This is a genomic window from Pseudomonas migulae (assembly GCF_024169315.1).
Classification (GTDB): Bacteria; Pseudomonadota; Gammaproteobacteria; order Pseudomonadales; family Pseudomonadaceae; genus Aquipseudomonas; species Aquipseudomonas migulae_B.
The window spans coordinates 5,702,238-5,723,034 of record NZ_JALJWR010000001.1; the positions used below are offsets into that span (position 1 = coordinate 5,702,238).

The 20,797-nt window shown below is 61.1% G+C and carries 22 protein-coding genes; 11 read left to right on the forward strand and 11 right to left on the reverse strand.

Features of this window, described 5'->3' with window-relative positions:
• Positions 1-3: 3 nt before the first annotated feature.
• Genes phnG through phnP form a run of 9 tightly spaced genes read left to right on the forward strand, consistent with a single transcriptional unit; the run spans position 4 to position 6,977 of the window.
• On the forward strand, positions 4-453 hold the full coding sequence (phnG, locus tag J2Y86_RS26170; protein WP_253438322.1) for a phosphonate C-P lyase system protein PhnG: 450 nt from the start codon (positions 4-6) through the stop codon (positions 451-453).
• Entirely contained in the window at positions 453-1,043 is a 591-nt protein-coding gene (gene phnH, locus J2Y86_RS26175; protein ID WP_253438324.1) for a phosphonate C-P lyase system protein PhnH, read from the forward strand. Before phnG ends, phnH begins: the two co-directional genes overlap by 1 nt.
• Positions 1,043-2,119: a carbon-phosphorus lyase complex subunit PhnI gene (locus J2Y86_RS26180; protein ID WP_253438326.1), complete on the forward strand. Its 1,077-nt coding sequence runs from the start codon at positions 1,043-1,045 to the stop codon at positions 2,117-2,119. Before phnH ends, J2Y86_RS26180 begins: the two co-directional genes overlap by 1 nt.
• Complete coding sequence (locus J2Y86_RS26185; protein ID WP_253438328.1) at positions 2,112-2,984, forward strand: alpha-D-ribose 1-methylphosphonate 5-phosphate C-P-lyase PhnJ; 873 nt, start codon at positions 2,112-2,114, stop codon at positions 2,982-2,984. The genes J2Y86_RS26180 and J2Y86_RS26185 overlap by 8 nt, the downstream gene beginning before the upstream one ends.
• Complete coding sequence (phnK, locus tag J2Y86_RS26190) at positions 2,981-3,787, forward strand: phosphonate C-P lyase system protein PhnK (RefSeq protein WP_253438330.1); 807 nt, start codon at positions 2,981-2,983, stop codon at positions 3,785-3,787. The genes J2Y86_RS26185 and phnK overlap by 4 nt, the downstream gene beginning before the upstream one ends.
• A gap of 29 nt (positions 3,788-3,816) precedes the next feature.
• The gene (gene phnL, locus J2Y86_RS26195) at positions 3,817-4,536 is read left to right on the forward strand and encodes a phosphonate C-P lyase system protein PhnL (protein ID WP_253438332.1); all 720 of its coding nucleotides are present in this window, start codon (positions 3,817-3,819) and stop codon (positions 4,534-4,536) included.
• Positions 4,526-5,671, forward strand: a complete 1,146-nt coding sequence (locus J2Y86_RS26200) for an alpha-D-ribose 1-methylphosphonate 5-triphosphate diphosphatase (protein ID WP_253438334.1) — start codon at positions 4,526-4,528, stop codon at positions 5,669-5,671. Before phnL ends, J2Y86_RS26200 begins: the two co-directional genes overlap by 11 nt.
• Positions 5,671-6,237 (forward strand): phosphonate metabolism protein/1,5-bisphosphokinase (PRPP-forming) PhnN, encoded by a 567-nt coding sequence (gene phnN / locus J2Y86_RS26205; protein ID WP_253438336.1) that lies wholly within the window; start codon positions 5,671-5,673, stop codon positions 6,235-6,237. The genes J2Y86_RS26200 and phnN overlap by 1 nt, the downstream gene beginning before the upstream one ends.
• Complete coding sequence (gene phnP, locus J2Y86_RS26210) at positions 6,228-6,977, forward strand: phosphonate metabolism protein PhnP (protein WP_253438338.1); 750 nt, start codon at positions 6,228-6,230, stop codon at positions 6,975-6,977. The genes phnN and phnP overlap by 10 nt, the downstream gene beginning before the upstream one ends.
• Before the next feature lie 35 nt (positions 6,978-7,012).
• On the opposite strand, the gene J2Y86_RS26215 is transcribed toward phnP, so the two are convergent.
• The 3 genes from J2Y86_RS26215 to J2Y86_RS26225 all read right to left on the reverse strand — a co-directional run bounded on the left by J2Y86_RS26215 (position 7,013) and on the right by J2Y86_RS26225 (position 9,411).
• Complete coding sequence (locus J2Y86_RS26215) at positions 7,013-7,588, reverse strand: PIN domain-containing protein (protein ID WP_253438340.1); 576 nt, start codon at positions 7,586-7,588, stop codon at positions 7,013-7,015.
• Positions 7,585-8,052, reverse strand: coding sequence for a helix-turn-helix domain-containing protein (locus J2Y86_RS26220; RefSeq protein ID WP_253438341.1), 468 nt, complete (start codon positions 8,050-8,052; stop codon positions 7,585-7,587). The genes J2Y86_RS26215 and J2Y86_RS26220 overlap by 4 nt, the downstream gene beginning before the upstream one ends.
• 153 nt (positions 8,053-8,205) lie before the next feature.
• Positions 8,206-9,411, reverse strand: coding sequence for an MFS transporter (locus J2Y86_RS26225; RefSeq protein ID WP_253438343.1), 1,206 nt, complete (start codon positions 9,409-9,411; stop codon positions 8,206-8,208).
• Positions 9,412-9,647: 236 nt separating this feature from the next.
• Here J2Y86_RS26225 and J2Y86_RS26230 point away from each other — a divergent pair, with 236 nt between their 5' ends.
• The gene (locus J2Y86_RS26230) at positions 9,648-10,277 is read left to right on the forward strand and encodes a hypothetical protein (RefSeq protein ID WP_253438345.1); all 630 of its coding nucleotides are present in this window, start codon (positions 9,648-9,650) and stop codon (positions 10,275-10,277) included.
• A 184-nt stretch (positions 10,278-10,461) separates the two neighbouring features.
• On the opposite strand, the gene J2Y86_RS26235 is transcribed toward J2Y86_RS26230, so the two are convergent.
• The 8 genes from J2Y86_RS26235 to gcl all read right to left on the reverse strand — a co-directional run bounded on the left by J2Y86_RS26235 (position 10,462) and on the right by gcl (position 20,070).
• Complete coding sequence (locus tag J2Y86_RS26235) at positions 10,462-11,460, reverse strand: sulfate ABC transporter substrate-binding protein (RefSeq protein ID WP_253438347.1); 999 nt, start codon at positions 11,458-11,460, stop codon at positions 10,462-10,464.
• Between the two features lie 93 nt (positions 11,461-11,553).
• A complete protein-coding gene (locus J2Y86_RS26240; protein ID WP_253438349.1) occupies positions 11,554-12,378 on the reverse strand; it encodes an ion transporter in 825 nt (274 codons plus the stop codon).
• 21 nt (positions 12,379-12,399) lie between these two features.
• Positions 12,400-13,314, reverse strand: coding sequence for an urea transporter (locus J2Y86_RS26245; protein ID WP_253438352.1), 915 nt, complete (start codon positions 13,312-13,314; stop codon positions 12,400-12,402).
• A gap of 147 nt (positions 13,315-13,461) precedes the next feature.
• Positions 13,462-14,877 (reverse strand): pyruvate kinase, encoded by a 1,416-nt coding sequence (gene pyk / locus J2Y86_RS26250; RefSeq protein ID WP_253438355.1) that lies wholly within the window; start codon positions 14,875-14,877, stop codon positions 13,462-13,464.
• Positions 14,867-16,147, reverse strand: a complete 1,281-nt coding sequence (locus J2Y86_RS26255; RefSeq protein WP_253438358.1) for a glycerate kinase type-2 family protein — start codon at positions 16,145-16,147, stop codon at positions 14,867-14,869. The genes pyk and J2Y86_RS26255 overlap by 11 nt, the downstream gene beginning before the upstream one ends.
• 164 nt (positions 16,148-16,311) lie before the next feature.
• The gene (locus tag J2Y86_RS26260; RefSeq protein WP_253438361.1) at positions 16,312-17,202 is read right to left on the reverse strand and encodes a 2-hydroxy-3-oxopropionate reductase; all 891 of its coding nucleotides are present in this window, start codon (positions 17,200-17,202) and stop codon (positions 16,312-16,314) included.
• Positions 17,203-17,370: 168 nt separating this feature from the next.
• The gene (gene hyi / locus J2Y86_RS26265) at positions 17,371-18,153 is read right to left on the reverse strand and encodes a hydroxypyruvate isomerase (RefSeq protein ID WP_253438364.1); all 783 of its coding nucleotides are present in this window, start codon (positions 18,151-18,153) and stop codon (positions 17,371-17,373) included.
• Positions 18,154-18,294: 141 nt separating this feature from the next.
• Positions 18,295-20,070: a glyoxylate carboligase gene (gcl, locus tag J2Y86_RS26270; protein ID WP_214381608.1), complete on the reverse strand. Its 1,776-nt coding sequence runs from the start codon at positions 20,068-20,070 to the stop codon at positions 18,295-18,297.
• A 267-nt stretch (positions 20,071-20,337) separates the two neighbouring features.
• Here gcl and J2Y86_RS26275 point away from each other — a divergent pair, with 267 nt between their 5' ends.
• Complete coding sequence (locus J2Y86_RS26275; RefSeq protein ID WP_253438367.1) at positions 20,338-20,778, forward strand: GlcG/HbpS family heme-binding protein; 441 nt, start codon at positions 20,338-20,340, stop codon at positions 20,776-20,778.
• The last annotated feature ends 19 nt before the right edge of the window (positions 20,779-20,797 follow it).

The following is a 20,797-nucleotide window of genomic DNA, read 5'->3' on the forward strand; positions in this document are numbered from 1 at the left end:
GCAATGCAAAACCCTGTTCCTCACACCGAGCGGCAACACTGGATCGGCGTGCTGGCCCGCGCTCGTCGCAGTGAATTGCAGCCCTTCGAAGACGCACTGCGCGACGTCGAGTACCAACTGATCCGCGCCCCGGAAATCGGCATGACCCTGGTCCGTGGGCGCATGGGCGGCAACGGTGCACCGTTCAACGTCGGCGAAATGAGCGTGACCCGTTGCGTGGTGCGCCTGGCCGATGGCCGCACCGGTTACAGCTACCTGACGGGGCGCGACAAGGTCCACGCCGAGTCGGCTGCCCTGGCCGACGCGCATTTGCAGGGCGCGCAGCAACGCCATTGGCTGGATCAAGTGATCACGCCGCTGGCTAACGCCCAGGCACAACGCCGGGCGCAGAAAGAGGCGGAAACCGCCGCCACCAAAGTCGAATTCTTCACCCTTGTGCGAGGCGAAAACTGATGAGCGCACCGTTGTTGCAACCGGCGTTTACCGACCCGGTGCTGGATGCCCAGCGTGGTTTTCGCGCCGCGCTCAAAGCGCTGGCCGGCCCTGGATTGATCCAGACGTTGCACGCCTCGCCGAGCCTTGAAGGGTTGGCGCCGGCCACCTACGCGCTGTGCCTGGCGTTGCTGGATGTCGACACGCCGCTGTGGCTGTCGCCGTCCTTCGACACGCCGGCAATCCGCGCCAACCTGGCGTTCCACTGCGGTTGCCCGCTGACCGCAAACCGAGAAAACGCGCGGTTTGCCTTGCTCGCGGCCGATGATCTGCTCGACCTCAGCGGCTTTGATCATGGCAATGACCGTTACCCCGATCAGTCCTGCACCTTGCTCGTTCAGCTACCGAATCTGGACAGCGGAGCACGGTTGGCCTGGCGTGGGCCGGGGATCGAAACCGAGCACGCTGTCGCGTTGCCCGTGGCCGAAGGCTTCTGGCGCGAGCGCGAACAGCGCAACGAATTTCCCCGCGGCCTGGATCTGTTTTTCACCGCCGGCCAAGACGTGATGGGTTTGCCGCGTAGCACCCGCATTACACAGGAGCGTATCTGATGTACGTAGCCGTCAAGGGTGGCGAACAGGCCATCGACAATGCTCACCGCCTGCTGGCGAAAAAGCGCCGGGGCGATACCTCGGTCACGGAGCTGGGCATTGAGCAAATCCGCCAGCAACTGCCGTTGGCCGTGGCGCGGGTGATGAGTGAAGGTTCGCTCTACGACGAAGAACTGGCCGCGCTGGCGATCAAGCAGGCGGCGGGCGATCTGGTGGAAGCGATCTTCCTGCTGCGCGCCTACCGCACCACGTTGCCGCGTTTCAGCCCGAGCCTGCCGATCGACACCTCGAACATGCAGCTCAGCCGGCGTCTGTCCGCCACATTCAAGGACGTGCCCGGCGGGCAACTGCTCGGGCCGACCTTCGATTACACCCATCGTCTGCTCGACTTTGCGCTGCTCGCCGAAGGCGAATATCCCGGGCCGCCAACCCTCCCAAACGCCAGTCTCGAACCTTGCCCACGGGTTCTGGGTCTGCTGGCCAAGGAAGGCCTGATCAAGAACGAAACCGACAACAGCGACAGCGTCGCCGACATCACCCGCGATCCGCTGGAACTGCCGGCCAGCCGCGCCCAACGCTTGCAGGCCCTGGCCCGTGGCGATGAAGGTTTTCTGCTCGCGCTGGGCTATTCCACCCAACGCGGTTATGGCCGCAATCACCCGTTCGCCGGGGAAATTCGCATCGGTGAAGTGGAGGTCTGGATCGATCCCGAAGAATTGGGTTTCCCCATCTGCCTGGGCGGCATTGAAGTGACAGAGTGCGAAATGGTCAACCAGTTCGTCGGCTCGGCAACCGAACTGGCGCAGTTCACCCGCGGTTACGGCCTGGCCTTCGGACACGCCGAGCGCAAGGCCATGGGCATGGCGCTGGTCGATCGCGCGTTGCGAGCCGGGGAGTTCAACGAAGAGATCGTGTCCCCGGCGCAGCAGGAAGAATTCGTACTGATGCACTGCGACAACGTCGAGGCCGCCGGTTTCGTCTCGCACCTCAAATTACCTCACTACGTGGACTTCCAGGCCGAACTGGAACTGATCCGCAAACTGCGCAAGCCTGCCGAGGGCCACAGCCATGAATGACTTGATGCAGGCACCGGTTCGCGATGCGGCGTACAACTTTGCCTACCTCGATGAACAGACCAAACGCATGATCCGCCGCGCCTTGCTCAAGGCCGTGTCGATCCCCGGTTACCAGGTGCCGTTCGGTGGCCGCGAGATGCCGTTGCCTTACGGTTGGGGCACCGGCGGCATGCAATTGACCGCGGCGATTCTCGGCGACGATGACGTGCTCAAGGTCATCGACCAGGGCGCGGACGACACCACCAATGCCGTGTCGATCCGCCGTTTCTTCGCGCGCACCGCTGGCGTCATGACCACCGAAAGCACGCCGGCTGCCACGGTGATCCAGACCCGCCACCGCATCCCGGAAACCCCGCTGCACGCCGATCAGATCATGGTCTACCAAGTGCCGATCCCGGAGCCGTTGCGCTTTATCGAGCCGTCCGAAACCGAGACCCGGACCATGCACGCCCTCAACGATTACGGGGTCATGCACGTCAAGCTCTACGAAGACATCGCCACTTTCGGCCACATCGCTACCGCTTATGCCTACCCGGTGATGGTCGACGAACGCTACGTGATGGACCCGTCGCCAATCCCCAAATTCGACAACCCGAAACTCGACATGAGCCCGGCGCTGATGCTGTTCGGTGCCGGTCGGGAAAAGCGTTTGTACGCGGTGCCGCCGTACACAAAAGTCACCAGCCTCGACTTTGAGGACCACCCGTTCGAAGTGCAGAAGTGGGACGAGTGCTGCGCCATTTGCGGCAGCCACGATTCGTTCCTCGACGAGCTGATCATCGACGACGCCGGAACCCAGAGCTTCGTCTGTTCCGACACCTATTACTGCGCCCAGCGCGTCAGCCAGCAGGAGCAGGGCCAATGAACCAGGCGCTGAAAAACCAACTGTCCGTGGCCACCGAGCCTTTGCTGCAAGTGCGTGACCTGTCGCTGCTGTACGGCCCGGAGAAGGGTTGCCAGGGTGTCAGTTTCGACTTGTATCCCGGTGAGGTGCTGGGGATCGTCGGCGAGTCCGGTTCGGGCAAATCGACTTTGCTCTCATTGCTCAGCGGGCGCCTGCCGCCCCACAGCGGCAGCATCGGTTACCGCGACAAACAGAGCCAATGGCTCGATCTGTACAGCGCCAGTGAGGCCGAGCGCCGGACCTTGCTGCGCACCGAGTGGGGCTTCGTCGAACAGAATCCTCGGGACGGTTTGCGCATGGGCGTTTCCGCCGGCGCCAACATCGGCGAACGCCTGATGGCCCAGGGCGTGCGCAATTATCAGCAACTGCGCGGCGCGGGGATCGACTGGCTGAGCCAGGTGGAAATCGATCCGCTGCGCATCGACGACTTGCCGCGGACCTTTTCCGGCGGCATGCAGCAACGCCTGCAAATCGCGCGCAATCTGGTCTCGAGCCCGCGGCTCGTGTTCATGGACGAACCCACGGGCGGCCTCGACGTGTCGGTGCAGGCGCGCTTGCTCGACCTGCTGCGCGGACTGGTGCGTGAACTGGACCTGGCGGTGGTCATCGTCACCCACGACCTGGCGGTGGCCCGTTTGCTGGCGGACCGGCTGATGGTGATGCGGCGTTCGCGGGTGGTGGAAACCGGACTGACCGACCAGATCCTCGACGACCCGCAGCACCCTTACTCGCAACTGCTGGTGTCTTCGGTGTTGCAGCCGTGAAGCCTTGTCCATCTGTGGAAGTCCGAGCGATGAATACCTTGATCGAGGTCCGTGACCTCTCGAAAACCTTCACCCTGCATCAGCAGCATGGCGTGGTCCTGAACGTGCTGCGCGGGGTGGATTTCAGTGTGGCGGGCGGCGAATGCCTGGTGCTGCATGGCCAGTCCGGCGCCGGTAAAAGCACCTTGTTGCGCACCCTTTATGGCAACTATCTGCCGGCGGGCGGCAGCATTCGCGTGCAGCACGACGGTCACTGGCTGGAGATGGTGGGCGCCGAGCCGCGCGACATTCTCCAGGTGCGCCAGCGAACCCTGGGCTATGTCAGTCAGTTCCTGCGGGTGATCCCGCGGGTGGCCTGCCTGGACGTGGTGATGGAGCCGGCCCTGGCCCGTGGCTGGTCAAAACACCTGGCGCAATCGCGCGCCGAGCTGTTGCTCAGCCGTCTGAATATCCCGCAACGCCTGTGGCAGTTGGCACCCGGCACGTTCTCCGGTGGCGAGCAGCAGCGGGTGAACATCGCCCGCGGCTTCATGGTGGCGTGGCCGGTGATGTTGCTCGATGAACCGACAGCGTCCCTGGACGACATCAATCGCCAGGTGGTGCTGGAACTGATGAATGAGGCGAAAGCGGCAGGCGCTGCGCTGATCGGCATCTTCCACGACCGCACCGCCCGCGAGGCGGTCGCCGATCGCCATCTCGACATGACCCCAGCCGCTGTGAACCACGAGGAATACGCCAATGTCCGCTGAACAGATCCTCAGCAATGCCCGACTGGTCACCGCTGACCGTGTGTTCCTCGGCTCCGTGGTCATGCGTGACGGTTTGATCGCTGACGTCGCCGAAGGCCTGAGCCGCTTGCCTCAGGCGCAGGACCTCAACAGTGATTTCCTGTTGCCCGGCCTCGTTGAGCTGCACACCGATAACCTGGAAAAACACATGACCCCGCGCCCCGGCGTGGACTGGCCATCGCGCTCGGCGGTGCTCAGTCACGATGCACAGATCATCGCGGCCGGCATCACTACGGTGTTCGACGCCATTTCCATTGGCGATGTGAACCCCAAAGGCAATCGCATGCAGAAATTGCCGGCGATGCTTGAAGCCATCTCCAGCGCCTCCGACGCCGGGCTGACCCGTGCCGAACACCGTCTGCACTTGCGTTGCGAACTGTGCCATCCCGATACGTTGAGCGTATTCCGCGACCTGGTGGAGCATCCGCTGGTGCAACTGGTCTCGGTGATGGACCACTCGCCGGGCCAGCGCCAGTTTGTGATGGAATCCAAGTACCGTGAGTACTACATGGGCAAGTACCACCTGACGAACACGCAGATGGAAGAATTCATCGTGCTGCAGAAGGCCAACTCCCGCGAGTACAGCACCCGCTATCGCGCGGCGATTGTCGAGCATTGCCTGGCCCGTGGTCTGTCGGTGGCCAGCCATGACGACGCGACCCTGGCGCATGTCGAGGAGTCGGCGCGCTATGGCATGACTATCGCCGAATTCCCGACCACCGCCGAGGCGGCGCGCGGCAGTCAGCAAAACGGCATGAAGGTGCTGATGGGGGCACCGAACATCGTACGTGGCGGTTCCCACTCGGGTAACGTGGCAGCCGCAGACCTGGCCGCAGAAGGTCTGCTGGAAATTCTTTCCAGTGATTACTACCCGGCCAGTCTGCTGCAAGCGGCGTTTGCGCTGGCGGCGCAGAGCGAACGGGTCGATCTGGCCGAAGCCATTCGCATGGTCAGCCTGGCTCCGGCCAGGGCCGCCGGGTTAAGTGATCGCGGCGAAATCGCCCCGGGCCTGCGCGCCGATCTGGTGCAGGCACGGAGTCAGGACGGTTTGCCGGTGGTCCAGCAAGTATGGCGACAAGCGAAGAGGATGTTCTGATGTCAGGCAGGTTGATCTATCTCATTGGGCCTTCAGGTTCGGGCAAGGACAGCCTGCTGGATGCCGCACGAACGCGGTTGGCCGAACGCGGCTGTCGTATCGTGCGGCGGGTCATCACACGCTCGGCGGAAGCGGTCGGGGAGGCGGCGCTGGGCGTCAGCCAGCAGCAGTTCGCCGAGATGCAGGCCCAGGGTGCATTTGCCCTGAGCTGGCAGGCCAATGGCCTGGCTTATGGCATTCCGCAGGAAATCGACGAGTGGCTGGCGGTGGGGGACGACGTGCTGGTCAACGGTTCACGCGGGCATCTGCCGCAAACCCGTGAGCGCTATCCAGACGTGTTGGTGGTGTTGCTGACCGTGGACCAGGCGGTGCTGCGCCAGCGTTTGCTGGCGCGCGGGCGTGAGTCGGTGGCCGAGATCGACCAGCGGCTGACGCGTAATGCCCGTTTCAGTGAGCGCCTGTTGGCGGAGGACCCGAGCGTGCATCTGCTCGACAACTCCGGACCGCTGGAGCACACCGTCGAGCACCTGTTGGCCTGCATCGACGAGCCCGCCCCATGCGCCTGACCTTGTTGGGCACCGGCGATGCCCGACAGGTGCCGGTCTATGGCTGTGAATGTCAGGCCTGCATCCGCGCGCGTATCGATGAACGCTGGCGACGACGACCGTGCTGCGCGCTGATCGAATGTGGTGATCAACGCTGGCTGATCGACAGTGGCCTGCCGGACCTGACCGAACGTTTCCCGCCGCGCAGCTTCAACGGTATTTTCCAGACCCACTACCACGCCGATCACGCCCAAGGGCTGCTGCATTTGCGCTGGGGTCAGGGGCTGGTGATTCCGGTCCATGGTCCGGTGGACCCGGAAGGCCTGGCCGATCTCTACAAGCATCCCGGGATCCTCGATTTCAGCCAGCCGTTCGATGGCTTCGAAACCCGGCAATTCGGTGCGCTCAGCGTCACCGCGCTGCCGCTGCAACACTCCAGGCCGACCCTCGGTTACCTGCTGGAAGGAGAAGGGCGCCGGATTGCCTACCTGACCGACACCGTCGGCCTGCCGCCGGCCACCACAGCCCGACTGCAACGTGAGCCGCTGGACCTGCTGGTGCTCGACTGTTCAATGCCACCGCAGCCGCAGACACCTCGCAATCACAACGATCTGAATCTTGCCTTGCGGTGCATTGACGAGTTGCAACCGGAGCAAGCGGTCCTGACGCATGTCGGGCATACGCTGGATGCGTGGTTGCTGGAGCATGGTAGCGAGTTACCGGGGAATGTCAGGGTCGGGTTTGATGGGGGTGTGGTTTAGCGATTGGACACTTTGCAGTGATGGTCGAAGGGTATTCAGAGCATGGCCTGGTACTGAATCAACGCCTTGGTCGAGTTTGTCAGCCCTTGTCGCGACAGAAGATTGAGATAGCTGTCGACATCCAGAGGCGGCATTTTTAACTGCTGCCGTTGGCTATGCGCCGCCATGATTACTGCAGACGAGTCCAGGTCGAAGAGGTTTCCGACGAACTCGTCAGGATGTTGTGCTTCGATACCGAAAGGTTCGAGCGCTTTGCAGGGGAAGTCTTTCTGATTGAAAGTGACGATGACGCTCGCGTTACAGCGAATGGCAGCAGCCAGCACATGGCGATCGTCGATATCGGGCAACGTCAGTCCTTCTATCAAATCTTCGTGACCCATCACGCACGCGTCGGGCAAAGCCTGATCCATCAGTTCAGACGTGCGATTCAGTTGTCCTGCGGTCAGATCCGGACGGTTTTTGAGCAGATTGCGTTTCCATTCGTTGTGTATCTCCTGGGACCATTTCGCTCTGAATCGTCCCGAGAGCGCGAGCCACATCAGAAAGTCTCTCAAGGGAGCGGGGTAAAGCACACATGCGTCATATACAGCGGTAAAAGAGGAGTTCCTCACTCGTATCCTGTCCTTAACGCTTGTGCCTGCTCGGCGAGAAGCTTCATTGCTTGCTCGCTGGCAATGTTGCGCCGGGTTTTATAGTCCATCAAATCGGCAAAGCGCACACGTCGGTGCTTGCCGGTTTTGTGGTAGGACAAGTCGCCGGATTCCAGCAGTTTGATCAGGTGCGGACGTGAGACGTTGAGCAAGTCCGCTGCTTCCTGGGTAGTGAGTTCAGCGTGAACCGGAACCACCTTGACGGCGTTGCCTGCCGCGAGTTCAGCCAGGACATCGACCAGCAACCGAAGTGCCGAAGTGGGCAGTACCACAGAATGAGCTTCGTTTTGCTCATCAAAAATCTGGATGTGCTGGGTTTCGAATTGAGTCGCAAGATACGCCGCCAAAGCGCGCTGGCCTTCGATGGCGGCTTGAACCTCACTTTCCATAGGCAAGGTGATCTGTGGGTGGATGACAGACGGCATGGCGTTTCCAATATTCTGAATAATCGAAGCTGGGAGGCTATTCGAATTAATCGAAAATCGCAATAAACGAAATAATCGAAACGCCAGACTTCTCTAACCAACAATCCCCTACCAACGCCCTGCCTTGGTGGCGTGAAGATAACTTTTGACGTCTTAAGCAGTTGCGAACGAAGCCTTCTGCGAAACACTCAAGAACCGCAACAACGCCAACAGTGGAAACGCGCTGCCCACGATTACGATCCACAACCAGCCGCCATGTTCATACACCGCACTGGCCACCGATGATCCAAAGGCGCCACCGATGAAAATGCTGGTCATGTACAGCGCATTCAGGCGGCTGCGGCTTTTGGCGTCGAGGGCGTAGACCGCGCGTTGGCCAAGGACCATGTTCATTTGTACGCAGAAGTCGAGCACCACGCCGGTGACGGCGAGGCCGATGACGCTGTAGGCCGGATGGATGAATGCGGGCAGGAAGCTCAGGCTCGCGAACAGCAGGGCCAGCAGCGAAGCGATGCGGGTGTGGCCGGCGTCAGCCAGTCGACCGGCGATCGGCGCGGCGATCGCACCGATGGCTCCCACCAGGGCGAAGATCGCGATCTGGGTTTGCGACAGGCCGTGATTGCGCGCCAATTCCAGCGGCACGGCTGTCCAGAACAGGCTGAACGTGGCGAACATGCAGCCTTGGTAAAACGCGCGCTGACGCAGTACCGGTTGTTGGCGCAACAGTGTCCACAGCGAGCCCAGCAATTGGCCATACGAGGCGCTGTGATCCGGCTGGCGCTTGGGAATTGTCATCGCCAACACGATGCTGATCGCCGCCATCAACACCGCGGCGATCACGAACATCGCGCGCCAGCCGAAGTGGTCCGCCACAACGCTGGACACCGGCCGCGCCAACAGAATCCCCAGCAGCAAACCGCCCATGATTCCGCCGACCACCCGGCCACGAGTCTCTTCCGGCGCCAGGTGCGCGGCCAGTGGAATCAGGATCTGCACCGACACCGAGCTGAACCCCACCAGCAGCGAGATCAACAGAAAGACGTTAGGTTGATCGGTAAACGCCGCGCCCAACAGACTGGCAATCGCCACCACCGTGGTGATGATCATCAGCCGGCGGTTTTCCAGCAGATCGCCCAGCGGCACGAGGAAGAACAGACCCAGCGCGTAGCCAATCTGGGTCAGCGAAACGATCAGGCTGGCCATGGTGCTGGTCAGGCCGATGTCCGGCGCGATCAGGCCGATGATCGGCTGGGCGTAGTAAATATTGGCAACAATGGCGCCACAGCAAAAGGCGAACAGCAGCACCATGCCTTTGGTCATTGTCGCGGCGCCGTGAGGTGCCTGGTTCGCTGGATTCATAACGTGTCTCGCTGAGCAAAATGGAATGCGCGCAGGCTAAGCGGCTGGCCGGTACGGCGGAAGTGGGGTTGGAGTGATAGCAATCATTCCGTTGCGGAATGAGTGACGCCGGCCTGTGCCGTATGCCGATGAAGCGTGCGCTAAAATTTCTAATTCTGATGATACATTCACTTACATCTTGTTCGATAGCGTGCTTATGTTCTCTCTTCACGATTCACAACCGGAAGGGCATTTTCATGAACGCGATGTTCCGTCACCTGATTCGCGGTGCTTCAGTTATCAGTTTGATTGGCTTGCTCACGGCAGGTCTCGCCCAGGCGGCTGACGCGCCGGGGATGCGCATCGGCGTGCGTGGCGAGATCACCGGAGTGAGCCCCGACCTCTTGAAAGTCCACGTCAACAGTGGCGAGAACGTGGTTATCCACCTGACCGGGGACACCAAGGTCCGCGCCGTCACGTTGGCCAATATTGAAGACATCAAGCCCGGCAGTTACATCGGATCGGCTGCCGTTCCGCAGGAAGATGGCTCGCTGAAAGCGTTGGAAGTCCATGTCTTCCCACCGGAGTTGGCCGGCAGCGGCGACGGCCATCGGCCGTTCGATCTGGCTAAGGGCAGCAGCATGACCAATGGCAGCGTGGGGGATCTGGTGGTCAGCAATGGCCGTGTGCTGACCGTCAACTACAAGGGGGGTCAACAGAAGATTCTGGTGCCGGAGGATGTGCCGATCGTCAACCTGATGCCAGGGGATCGCAGCTTGCTGAAAGTGGGCGTGAAGATCGTGACGTTCGTGACGCAGAGTGCCGACGGGACGCTGACGGCTCAATCCATCTCGGCCGGCAAGGATGGCGTTACACCGCCGATGTAACGGCATATCGAAATCCTTGTGGGAGCGGGCTTGCTCGCGAAAGTGGTGTGTCATTCAACAATGATGTCGACTGACATGACCTCTTCGCGAGCAAGCCCGCTCCCACAGGATTGGCGTCGCACAATAATTCGTGACCACAAAAAAGGCGACCTCTGCAGGTCGCCTTTTTCATTGCGCTCAGGAATTACTGGCCGCTGTAAATCTGATCAAAAATCCCGCCATCATTGAAGTGGGTCTTCTGCACGGTGCGCCAGTCACCGAAGGTCTTCTCCACCGACAGGAAATCCACTTTCGGGAAGCGGTCGGTGTACTTGGCCAGTACCGCTGGATCACGTGGACGCAGGTAGTTGGCGGCGGCAATTTCCTGAGCTTCCGGCGACCACAGGTACTTCAGGTATTCCTCGGCGGCCGCGCGGGTGCCTTTCTTCTCGACCACTTTGTCGACCACGGACACCGGCGGCTCGGCTTCGGCGGAGACGCTTGGGTAGATGACTTCGAACTGGTCACGACCAAACTCGCGGGCAATCATTTCCGCTTCGTTTTCGAAGGTCACCAGCACGTCGCCGATCTGGTTGGTCATGAACGTGGTAGTGGCGGCACGGCCTCCGGTATCGAGCACTGGCGCTTGTTTGAACAGTTTGCCGACGAAGGCTTTGGCCTTGTTCTCGTCACCGCCGTTTTTCAGCACATAACCCCAGGCCGACAGATAGGTGTAGCGGCCGTTGCCCGAGGTTTTCGGGTTGGGCACGATCACTTGCACGCCGTCCTTGAGCAGATCCGGCCAGTCTTTCAGGGCTTTCGGGTTGCCTTTGCGAACGATGAACACCGTCGCCGAGGTGAACGGCGCGCTGTTGTTCGGCAGGCGGGTGACCCAGTTGTCCGGGACCAGTTTGCCGTTGTCCGCCAGAGCATTGATGTCGGTGGCCATGTTCATGGTGATGACGTCAGCCGGCAGGCCGTCGATCACGGAGCGCGCCTGTTTGCTGGAACCGCCGAAAGACATCTGCAGGGTAATGTTTTCGTTGTGCTCGGCTTGCCAGTGTTTCTGGAACGCAGTGTTGTAGTCCTTGTAGAAATCTCGCATCACGTCGTAGGAAACGTTGAGCAGGGTCGGTGCGGCTTGAGCCACGCTGGTCAGTGCCAGGCCAGCGGCCAGAAGTGAGGCGCCAAAGAGTTTTTTCACTGCGCATTCCTTGTTCTAATTTAAAAGTGAGGCATTTTGCCAGCGACTATAACTGCGCTCGCATAGTCCTTTAAAGATTAAAAAGCACTTTGCTTATTCCAGTTTCTTGAACAGCGCGTTGCCGCACCGCGAGCAAAATGCAGCGCCATGCTCGTGGCTGTTTTTCTTGCACACGGGGCAGTCATGTTGCAACTGTTCGCCGCGCATGGCGTTGGCCAGTTCAGCGGTAAAAATCCCTGTCGGCACCGCGATGATCGAGTAACCGGTGATCATCACCAGCGACGAAATCACCTGACCCAGCGGCGTCTTGGGCACGATGTCGCCAAAGCCCACGGTGGTCAGCGTCACGATCGCCCAGTAGATACCTTTCGGAATGCTGGTAAAGCCGTGCTCCGGGCCTTCGATCACATACATCAGGGTGCCGAACACCGTCACCAGTGTGCAGACGCTGACCAGAAACACCACGATCTTCTGCTTGCTGCCGCGCAGCGCCGCCATCAGGTAATTGGCTTGTTTCAGATAAGGACTGAGCTTGAGCACGCGGAAAATCCGCAGCATCCGAATGATCCGGATAATCAGCAAATACTGCGCATCGGCGTAATACAGCGCCAGGATACCGGGCACGATCGCCAGCAAATCCACCAGTCCGTAAAAGCTGAACGCATAGCGCAACGGCTTCGGCGAACAGTAGAGCCGCAGGCCATATTCGATGGCGAAGATGACGGTGAAGCCCCACTCGATGTACGCCAGCACGTTGGCGTAGTTCTGGTGGATCGTGTCGATGCTGTCGAGCATCACGATCACAATGCTGGCGAGGATGATCAACAGCAGGATGCCGTCGAAGCGGCGCCCGGCCTTGGTGTCGCTCTGGAAAACCATGACGTAAAGTTCTTCACGCCAGTTTTTGCTGCTGTCCATGGAAAACGCCTGAATCGAGAATCAGCGCAGCCTAGGGTGATTCTCCCCGGTAGCGCAAGGCGCGCTGTCGATGGCGGCCTGACGGAACACGCGAATGCCGGCGCGGATCAGCCAACAGGCAAGGATGAACGGCGCGGTCAACGTGGCCAGGCCGAGCGCGGCGAAGCCCGGTGTGAGCAATACGGCAAGGGCAATGCCCAGCAGTGGCAACCAGGGCCGACGGCGTTGTCCGCTGAAGGCGAGGGCAGCGAGCACGGCGTTGTAACCGCCCAGGCCCAGCAGCGCGGTAGATGTTTCGTGATGCGCCAAAGCGAACCCGAGTCCGACAACGGAGCCCAGCAACGCCCACATAAACGCGCGACGGTCGGCGATCAGCAAGCCGGCGGCGATCAGTGCACCCGCCAGTGGATGACCGAGAAACATCACCTGACCAAGCCCCTTCAGCGCAGCGGCGAACAGGTTGAGTGTGCTCATTTCGATCAGCGGCGCAGGGTGTTGTGGCCCGGCAAACGACAGCAGCAACCAGCTCATGCCGACGAAGGGCGCGGTGTAGGCCGGCAGGCATTGACGGTCGCGGGCGCGTTTCAACCATTGCTGGGTGAGCATGGCACTCAGTCCGCCAGCGGCAATGATCAGCGGCGGCAACAGGGCGGACCAGGGGAAGTACAGGCTCAGCAGCAAGCCGAGCAGCACTCCGTTGTAACTGAACAGCCCGGCCTGACGATCGGCCTTGGCGTAGTTGCGACGTTGCGCAGTGAGCAAACCGGCGAGGCCGCCCAACAGAGCGCCGCCCAGCAGAGTCGGTGCGGTCAAAAGAATCGCCAACAGGCACAGCAGGCCGCACAGCGGATGGCGCTGGAGGAAGATCTGGCTGAAGCCGTTGAGCAGGGCAGTCGCCCAGTCGGGGCAGTGGGTGTTGAAGTGGTTGGCAGGCATGGCAGTTCTGAAAGTCAGTGAAACCGAGTCGCCCGCATCGCCAGCAGGCTGGCTCCCACACTGAATCTCTGTTCAGTCTTGATTCCGTGATCGACACAAAACCAATGTGGGAGCCAGTCTGATGGCGATGAGGCCGGTATGGGCGCTCTAGATCAACGTCTCGATACGCAACGAGTTAGTCGACCCCGGCTGCCCAAACGGCACACCCGCCGTGATCAATAACGTATCCCCGCGCTGCGCCATGCCCTGTGCCTGCGCAATCTCCAGCGCCGTCGAACACACCTCATCCACCTGGCGCAGTCGATCATTCACCACCGAGTGCACGCCCCAGGCCACCGTCAAACGGCGAGCCGTCTGCAAGTTCGGCGTCAGGTTCAGAATCGGCACTGTCGGCCGCTCCCGCGCCGCACGCAGGCTCGACGCACCCGATTCGCTGTAATTCACCAGCACCGCCACCGGCAGCACGTTGCTGATGCGGCGGATCGCGCAGCTGATCGCATCGGAAACGGTCGCCTCGGCCTTCGGTCGGCTGACGTCCAGTTGCGTCTGATAGTCCGGACCGTTTTCCACCTGGCGAATGATCTTGCTCATCATCTGCACGGCTTCCATCGGGTACTCGCCGGACGCGGTTTCCGCCGACAGCATCACCGCATCCGCACCTTCGGCCACGGCGTTGGCCACATCGGTGACTTCGGCGCGAGTCGGCGCCGGGGAGAAGCGCATCGACTCGAGCATCTGCGTCGCGACCACCACCGGTTTACCCAGCTCGCGGCAAACGCTGATGATGTTTTTCTGGATCTGCGGCAAGCTTTCGGCCGGTACTTCAACGCCGAGGTCGCCACGGGCAACCATGATCGCGTCGCTCAGTTCAGCGATTGCCCGCAGTTGAGCGACTGCCGACGGCTTCTCGATCTTGGCCATCAAAAACGCTTTGTCACCGATCAGTTCACGCGCTTCGCGAATGTCTTCCGGACGCTGCACGAACGACAGCGCGACCCAGTCCACACCCAGCTCCAGACCGAAACTCAAGTCGCGACGATCCTTGGCGGTCAGCGGGCTCAACTCGAGCACCGCTTGCGGTACGTTCACACCTTTACGGTCCGACAACTCACCGCCATTGAGCACCGTGGTGTCGATCGCATCGGCGTATTTGCTGACCACGCGCAGACGCAGTTTGCCGTCGTCCAGCAGCAGGTCCATGCCCGGCTCCAGCGCGGCGATGATTTCCGGGTGGGGCAGGTTGACCCGGCGTTGATCGCCCGGCGTCGGATCAAGGTCCAGGCGCAGGGCCTGGCCACGATGCAGTTGCACCTTGCCTTCGGCGAACTTGCCGACCCGCAGTTTCGGGCCTTGCAGGTCCATCAGAATGCCCAAGGGATAATTCAGCTGACGCTCGACTTCACGAATCCACTGATAGCGCTGGGCGTGGTCGGCGTGATCGCCGTGGCTGAAGTTCAGGCGGAAGATATTGACCCCGGCCTGTACCAGCTCGCGGATGTCTTCGATGCCGTCGGTAGCCGGGCCGAGGGTGGCGAGGATTTTGACCTTTTTATCAGGCGTCATGTTTAGGGCTCTCGAGAATCAGAATGGCGCGGAAGTCGTTGACGTTGGTGCGCGTTGGCTCGGTGACGATCAGTGCGTCGAGCGCCGCGAAATAGCCGTAGCCATTGTTGTTGTCGAGTTCGTCGCTGGCGCTCAAACCGAGGGCGGCGGCGCGGGCGTAGCTGTCCGGGGTCATGATCGCGCCGGCATTGTCTTCGGAGCCGTCGATGCCATCGGTGTCACCGGCCAGCGCGTAGACGCCGGGCAGGCCTTTGAGGCTGTCGGTCAGGCTGAGCAGGAATTCGGCGTTGCGTCCGCCGCGACCATTGCCGCGTACGGTGACCGTGGTTTCGCCACCTGACAGGATCACGCACGGCACCGGCAATGGCTGGCCATGCAAGACCACTTGCCGCGCGATGCCGGCGTGAACCTTGGCCACTTCGCGGGACTCGCCTTCGAGGTCGCCGAGGATCAGCGGACTGAAACCCGCCTGACGCGCTTTCACGGCCGCCGCTTCAAGCGACTGCTGTGGACGGGCGATCAATTGGAAATGACTGCGCGCCAGGCTCGGATCGCCGGGTTTGACCGTCTCCGATTCCGGGCTTTGCAGCCAGTTGCGCACCGAGACCGGAACCTCGATGGTGTAGCGCTTGAGGATCGCCAGGGCTTCAGCCGAGGTGCTCGGGTCGGCGACGGTCGGGCCAGAGGCGATGACCGTGGCGAGGTCGCCCGGCACATCGGAAATCGCATAGGTGTAAACAGTGGCCGGCCAGCAGGCTTTGCCGAGGCGGCCGCCCTTGATCGCCGAGAGGTGCTTGCGCACGCAGTTCATCTCGCCGATGGTGGCGCCTGATTTGAGCAGGGCTTTGTTGATCGATTGCTTGTCGGCGAGGGTGATGCCGGCGGCCGGAAGGGCGAGCAACGCAGAACCGCCGCCCGAGAGCAGGAAGATCACGCGGTCGTCTTCGCTCAGGTTGCTGACCAGTTCAAAGACGCGCTTGGCGACCGCTTGACCGGCGGCATCCGGCACCGGGTGCGCGGCTTCGACCACTTCGATTTTTTCGCACGGGGCGCCGTGACCGTAACGCGTCACCACCAGACCGGACACTTCACCCTGCCAGCAGCGCTCGACCACCTGGGCCATGGCGGCGGCGGCCTTGCCGGCGCCGATCACGATCACTCGACCCGTGCGGTCGGCGGGCAAATGGGCTTCGAGGACTTGCTGCGGATGGGCCGCGTCGATGGCTGTGGCAAACAGCTCGCGCAGGAATTGTTGCGGATCGACCGACATGGCGGGCTCCCGGAATTCTTGTTATTGGGATAAGACGACAGCAGGTGTTGCGACGCGGTCCTCTGGGAGCTGGCTTGCCTGCGATTCAGGCGCCGCGGTCTTTCAGGTAGACCGAAGAGATGGCATCGCTGGCAAGCCAGCTCCCACAGGTATTGCGGCGAATGTTATTTATCGCGAATCGAGAAGTTCGCCATGTGCTCCAGGCCCTTGATCAGCGCCGAGTGATCCCAGTTGCTGCCACCGATGGCCGCGCAGGTGCTGAACACTTGCTGGGCATTGGCGGTGTTCGGCAGGTTGATGTTCAGCTCCCTGGCGCCTTGCAGGGCCAGGTTCAGGTCCTTCTGGTGCAGGCTGATGCGGAAGCCCGGATCGAAGGTGCCTTTGATCATGCGCTCGCCGTGCACTTCGAGGATCTTCGACGAAGCGAAACCACCAATCAGCGCTTCACGCACCTTGGCGGGATCGGCACCGTTTTTCGAGGCGAACAACAGGGCTTCAGCGACCGCCTGGATGTTCAGCGCAACGATGATCTGGTTCGCCACTTTCGCGGTTTGGCCATCGCCATTGCCACCGACCAGGGTGATGTTCTTGCCCATGGCCTGGAACAACGGCAGTGCGCGTTCGAAGGCGTCGGCATCGCCGCCGACCATGATGCTCAGGGTCGCAGCCTTGGCGCCGACTTCACCGCCGGACACCGGCGCATCGAGGTACTGCGCGCCTTTTTCGTTGATTTTGGCCGCGAACGCTTTGGTGGCGGTGGGCGAGATCGAGCTCATGTCGATGACGATTTTGCCTTTGCCCACACCGGCCGCGACGCCGTCGGCGCGGAACAGCACGTCATCGACCTGCGGCGTATCCGGCACCATGACGATGATGAATTCGGCTTCTTGCGCGACTTCTTTCGGGTTCGCCAGTGCGACGGCGCCAGCGGCGATCAAGTCGGCAGGCGCGGCGTCGTGGTGCGCCGACAGGAACAGGCTGTGACCGGCTTTCTGCAGGTTCAACGCCATTGGGTGGCCCATGATGCCGGTGCCGATAAATCCGATTTTAGCCATGAGAAATTCCTCGTTTTATGCCGATGCTGCAATACAGTCTTGGAGACGCAGCAGATTCATAGTGGGAGCTGGCTTGCCAACGATGGCGGTGGGTCAGGCAACCTATTTGTCTTGTGTGCCGTCGCCATCGCGGGCAAGCCCGCTCCCACAGGGTTTTGTATTGTTCGTTCAGATCGCGTTATGGGTTTTCAGCCAGCCCAGACCTGCTTCCGTGGTGGTCAGCGGCTTGTATTCACAGCCAACCCAACCCTGGTAACCAATGCGGTCCAGGTGTTCGAACAGGAAGCGGTAGTTGATTTCACCGGTGCCTGGTTCGTTGCGTCCTGGGTTGTCGGCCAACTGAATGTGGTTGATCTCGTCCAGGTATGTGGTCATGGTGCGGGCCAGGTCGCCCTCCATGATTTGCATGTGGTAGATGTCGTATTGCAGGAACAGATTGGCACTGCCGACCTGCTCGCGAATCGACAGGGCTTGCGCCGTGTTGTTCAGATAGAACCCCGGGATGTCGCGGGTGTTGATCGCTTCCATCACTAGTTTGATACCGGCTGCTTGCAGCTTCTCGGCCGCGTACTTGAGGTTGGCGACGAAGGTTTTTTCCACGGTGGCATCGTCGATGCCTTGTGGACGAATACCGGCCAGGCAGTTGACCTGGGTGTTGCCCAGTACTTTTGCGTAGGCGATGGCCAGGTCGACACCGGCGCGGAACTCTTCAACGCGGTCCGGCAGGCAGGCAATACCGCGCTCGCCCTTGGTCCAGTCACCGGCCGGCAGGTTGAACAGCACTTGGGTCAGGCCGTTGGCGTCGAGCTTGGCCTTGATCTCGGCGGAGCTGAAGTCGTAGGGGAACAGGTATTCGACACCACTGAAGCCGGCCTTGGCGGCCGCTTCGAAACGGGCAAGAAAATCCTGTTCGGTGAACAGCATGGACAGGTTGGCTGCGAAACGCGGCATGGTGGTCTCCCGTGTATGTGTGGTCCCCCTCTGTAGGAGCGAGGCTTGCCCGCGAAGGCGTCGTGTCAGTCGACATCAATGTTGAATGGTACGTCGCCTTCGCGGGCAAGCCTCGCTCCTGCAGGGGAGAGCGGTCAGCAGTTAATCAAGCAACGAAATCGCCGTCGGCGCATCGTTGCCGACCAGCGCCAGGTCTTCGAATTCGTTGACGGCGTTGATCTCGGTGCCCATGGAAATGTTGGTCACACGCTCCAGAATAATCTCGACGATCACCGGCACCTTGAACTCTTCAATCAGCTCCTGGGCCTTACGCAGGGCAGGCTGGATCTGACCCGGTTCGAACACACGCAGTGCCTTGCAGCCGAGGCCTTCAGCAACTGCGACGTGATCGACACCGTAACCATTGAGTTCCGGAGCGTTCAGGTTATCGAAGGACAGCTGCACGCAGTAGTCCATGTCGAAACCGCGCTGAGCCTGACGAATCAGCCCCAGGTACGAATTGTTTACCACAACATGGATGTACGGCAGCTTGAACTGCGCGCCCACGGCCAGTTCTTCGATCATGAACTGGAAATCATAGTCGCCGGACAGTGCCACGACTTTGCGGGTCGGGTCGGCCTTGACCACGCCCAGCGCTGCCGGAATGGTCCAGCCCAGCGGGCCGGCCTGACCGCAGTTGATCCAGTGACGCGGCTTGTAGACGTGCAGGAACTGCGCGCCGGCAATCTGCGACAGACCGATGGTGCTGACGTAGCAAGTGTCCTTGCCGAACACCTGGTTCATCTCTTCGTAGACGCGCTGCGGCTTGACCGGCACGTTGTCGAAGTGGGTCTTGCGCTGCAGGCTGGCTTTACGCTGCTGGCAATCTTGCAGCCAGGCGCTGCGGTTTTTCAGCTTGCCGGCGGCCTGCCATTCGCGGGCGACTTCGATGAACACGGTCAGCGCGGCAGCGGCGTCGGACACGATGCCCAGGTCCGGAGTGAACACGCGGCCGATCTGAGTGCCTTCGATGTCGACGTGAATGAACTTGCGGCCTTCGGTGTACACGTCGACCGAACCGGTGTGACGGTTCGCCCAACGGTTACCGATGCCGAGGACGACGTCGGATTTCAGCATCGTGGCGTTGCCGTAACGGTGCGAGGTCTGCAAGCCGACCATGCCGACCATCAGCGGGTGATCGTCCGGAATGGTGCCCCAGCCCATCAGGGTCGGAATCACCGGGATACCGGTCAGCTCAGCGAACTCCACCAGCAAGTCGCTGGCGTCGGCATTGATGATGCCGCCACCGGCCACCAACAATGGGCGTTCGGCCTGATCGAGCAGGGCCAAGGCTTTTTCCACCTGAACGCGGGTCGCGCTCGGCTTGGCCAATGGCAGCGGCTGGTAGGCATCGATGTCGAATTCGATTTCGGCCATCTGCACATCGAACGGCAGATCGATCAGCACCGGACCCGGGCGACCGGAACGCATTTCGAAGAAAGCCTTCTGAAAGGCGTAAGGCACCTGACCCGGTTCCAGAACGGTGGTTGCCCACTTGGTCACTGGCTTGACGATGCTGGTGATGTCGACAGCCTGGAAGTCTTCCTTATGCATCCGGGCGCGGGGTGCTTGCCCTGTGATGCACAGGATCGGGATCGAGTCGGCCGAGGCGCTGTAGAGCCCGGTGACCATGTCAGTACCGGCCGGGCCGGAAGTGCCGATGCACACGCCAATGTTGCCGGCCTTGGTGCGGGTGTAGCCCTCGGCCATGTGCGAGGCGCCTTCAACGTGGCGAGCGAGGACGTGATCGATGCCACCGACCTTCTGCAAGGCGTTGTACAGCGGGTTGATCGCGGCGCCCGGGATGCCAAAAGCGGTATCAACCCCTTCACGGCGCATCACCAGAACGGCGGCTTCGATTGCTCTCATTTTGCTCATGGTTTTGTGCCTCTTACGTTTTGTAATTGTATACAAGTGGCTTTGCGCAGAGTGTATTCACGGCGGACGGCGCAGGTCAATCCATTTTCTCAAGCGACTGTTTCATTCGTCGGAAGCCTGTTCTGCTGTGGCTTTTCGTCGCATGCGGCGCTTTTCGAGAATTATTGTATACAAAAGAATAACTCATTGTGTTCTATTTGTTGCATCGGACTGCGGCACAAACGCGCAGTCCATCCGCTTTCCCTATAACAAAATGAGGACGGCACCATGAGCGCTTTAACCTTGAAAGTGGCAGTCAACCTGACCAGTCAGGCCATCTCCGCCGCGCGTGCAATTTCCGCGGCCCCGTTGACCATCGCCGTACTGGATGCCGGCGGGCATCTGCTCTCGCTGCAACGCGAAGACGGCGCCAGCCTGCTGCGACCGCAAATCGCCATCGGCAAAGCCTGGGGCGCCATCGCCCTGGGCAAAGGTTCGCGCCTGCTGGCGCTGGACGCCCAGCAACGCCCGGCGTTTATTGCTGCCTTGAACAGTCTGGGGCAGGGCAGTGTGGTGCCGGCACCGGGAGGCGTGTTGATTCGGGATCAGGACGGGAGTGTGCTGGGTGCGGTGGGGATCAGCGGGGATCTGTCGGATGTCGACGAGCAGTGTGCGATCAATGCGATCGAGGCGTTGGGGTTAAGGGCGGATGCGGGGGTTACTGCCTGATCGTTAGCGCCTGAACAAA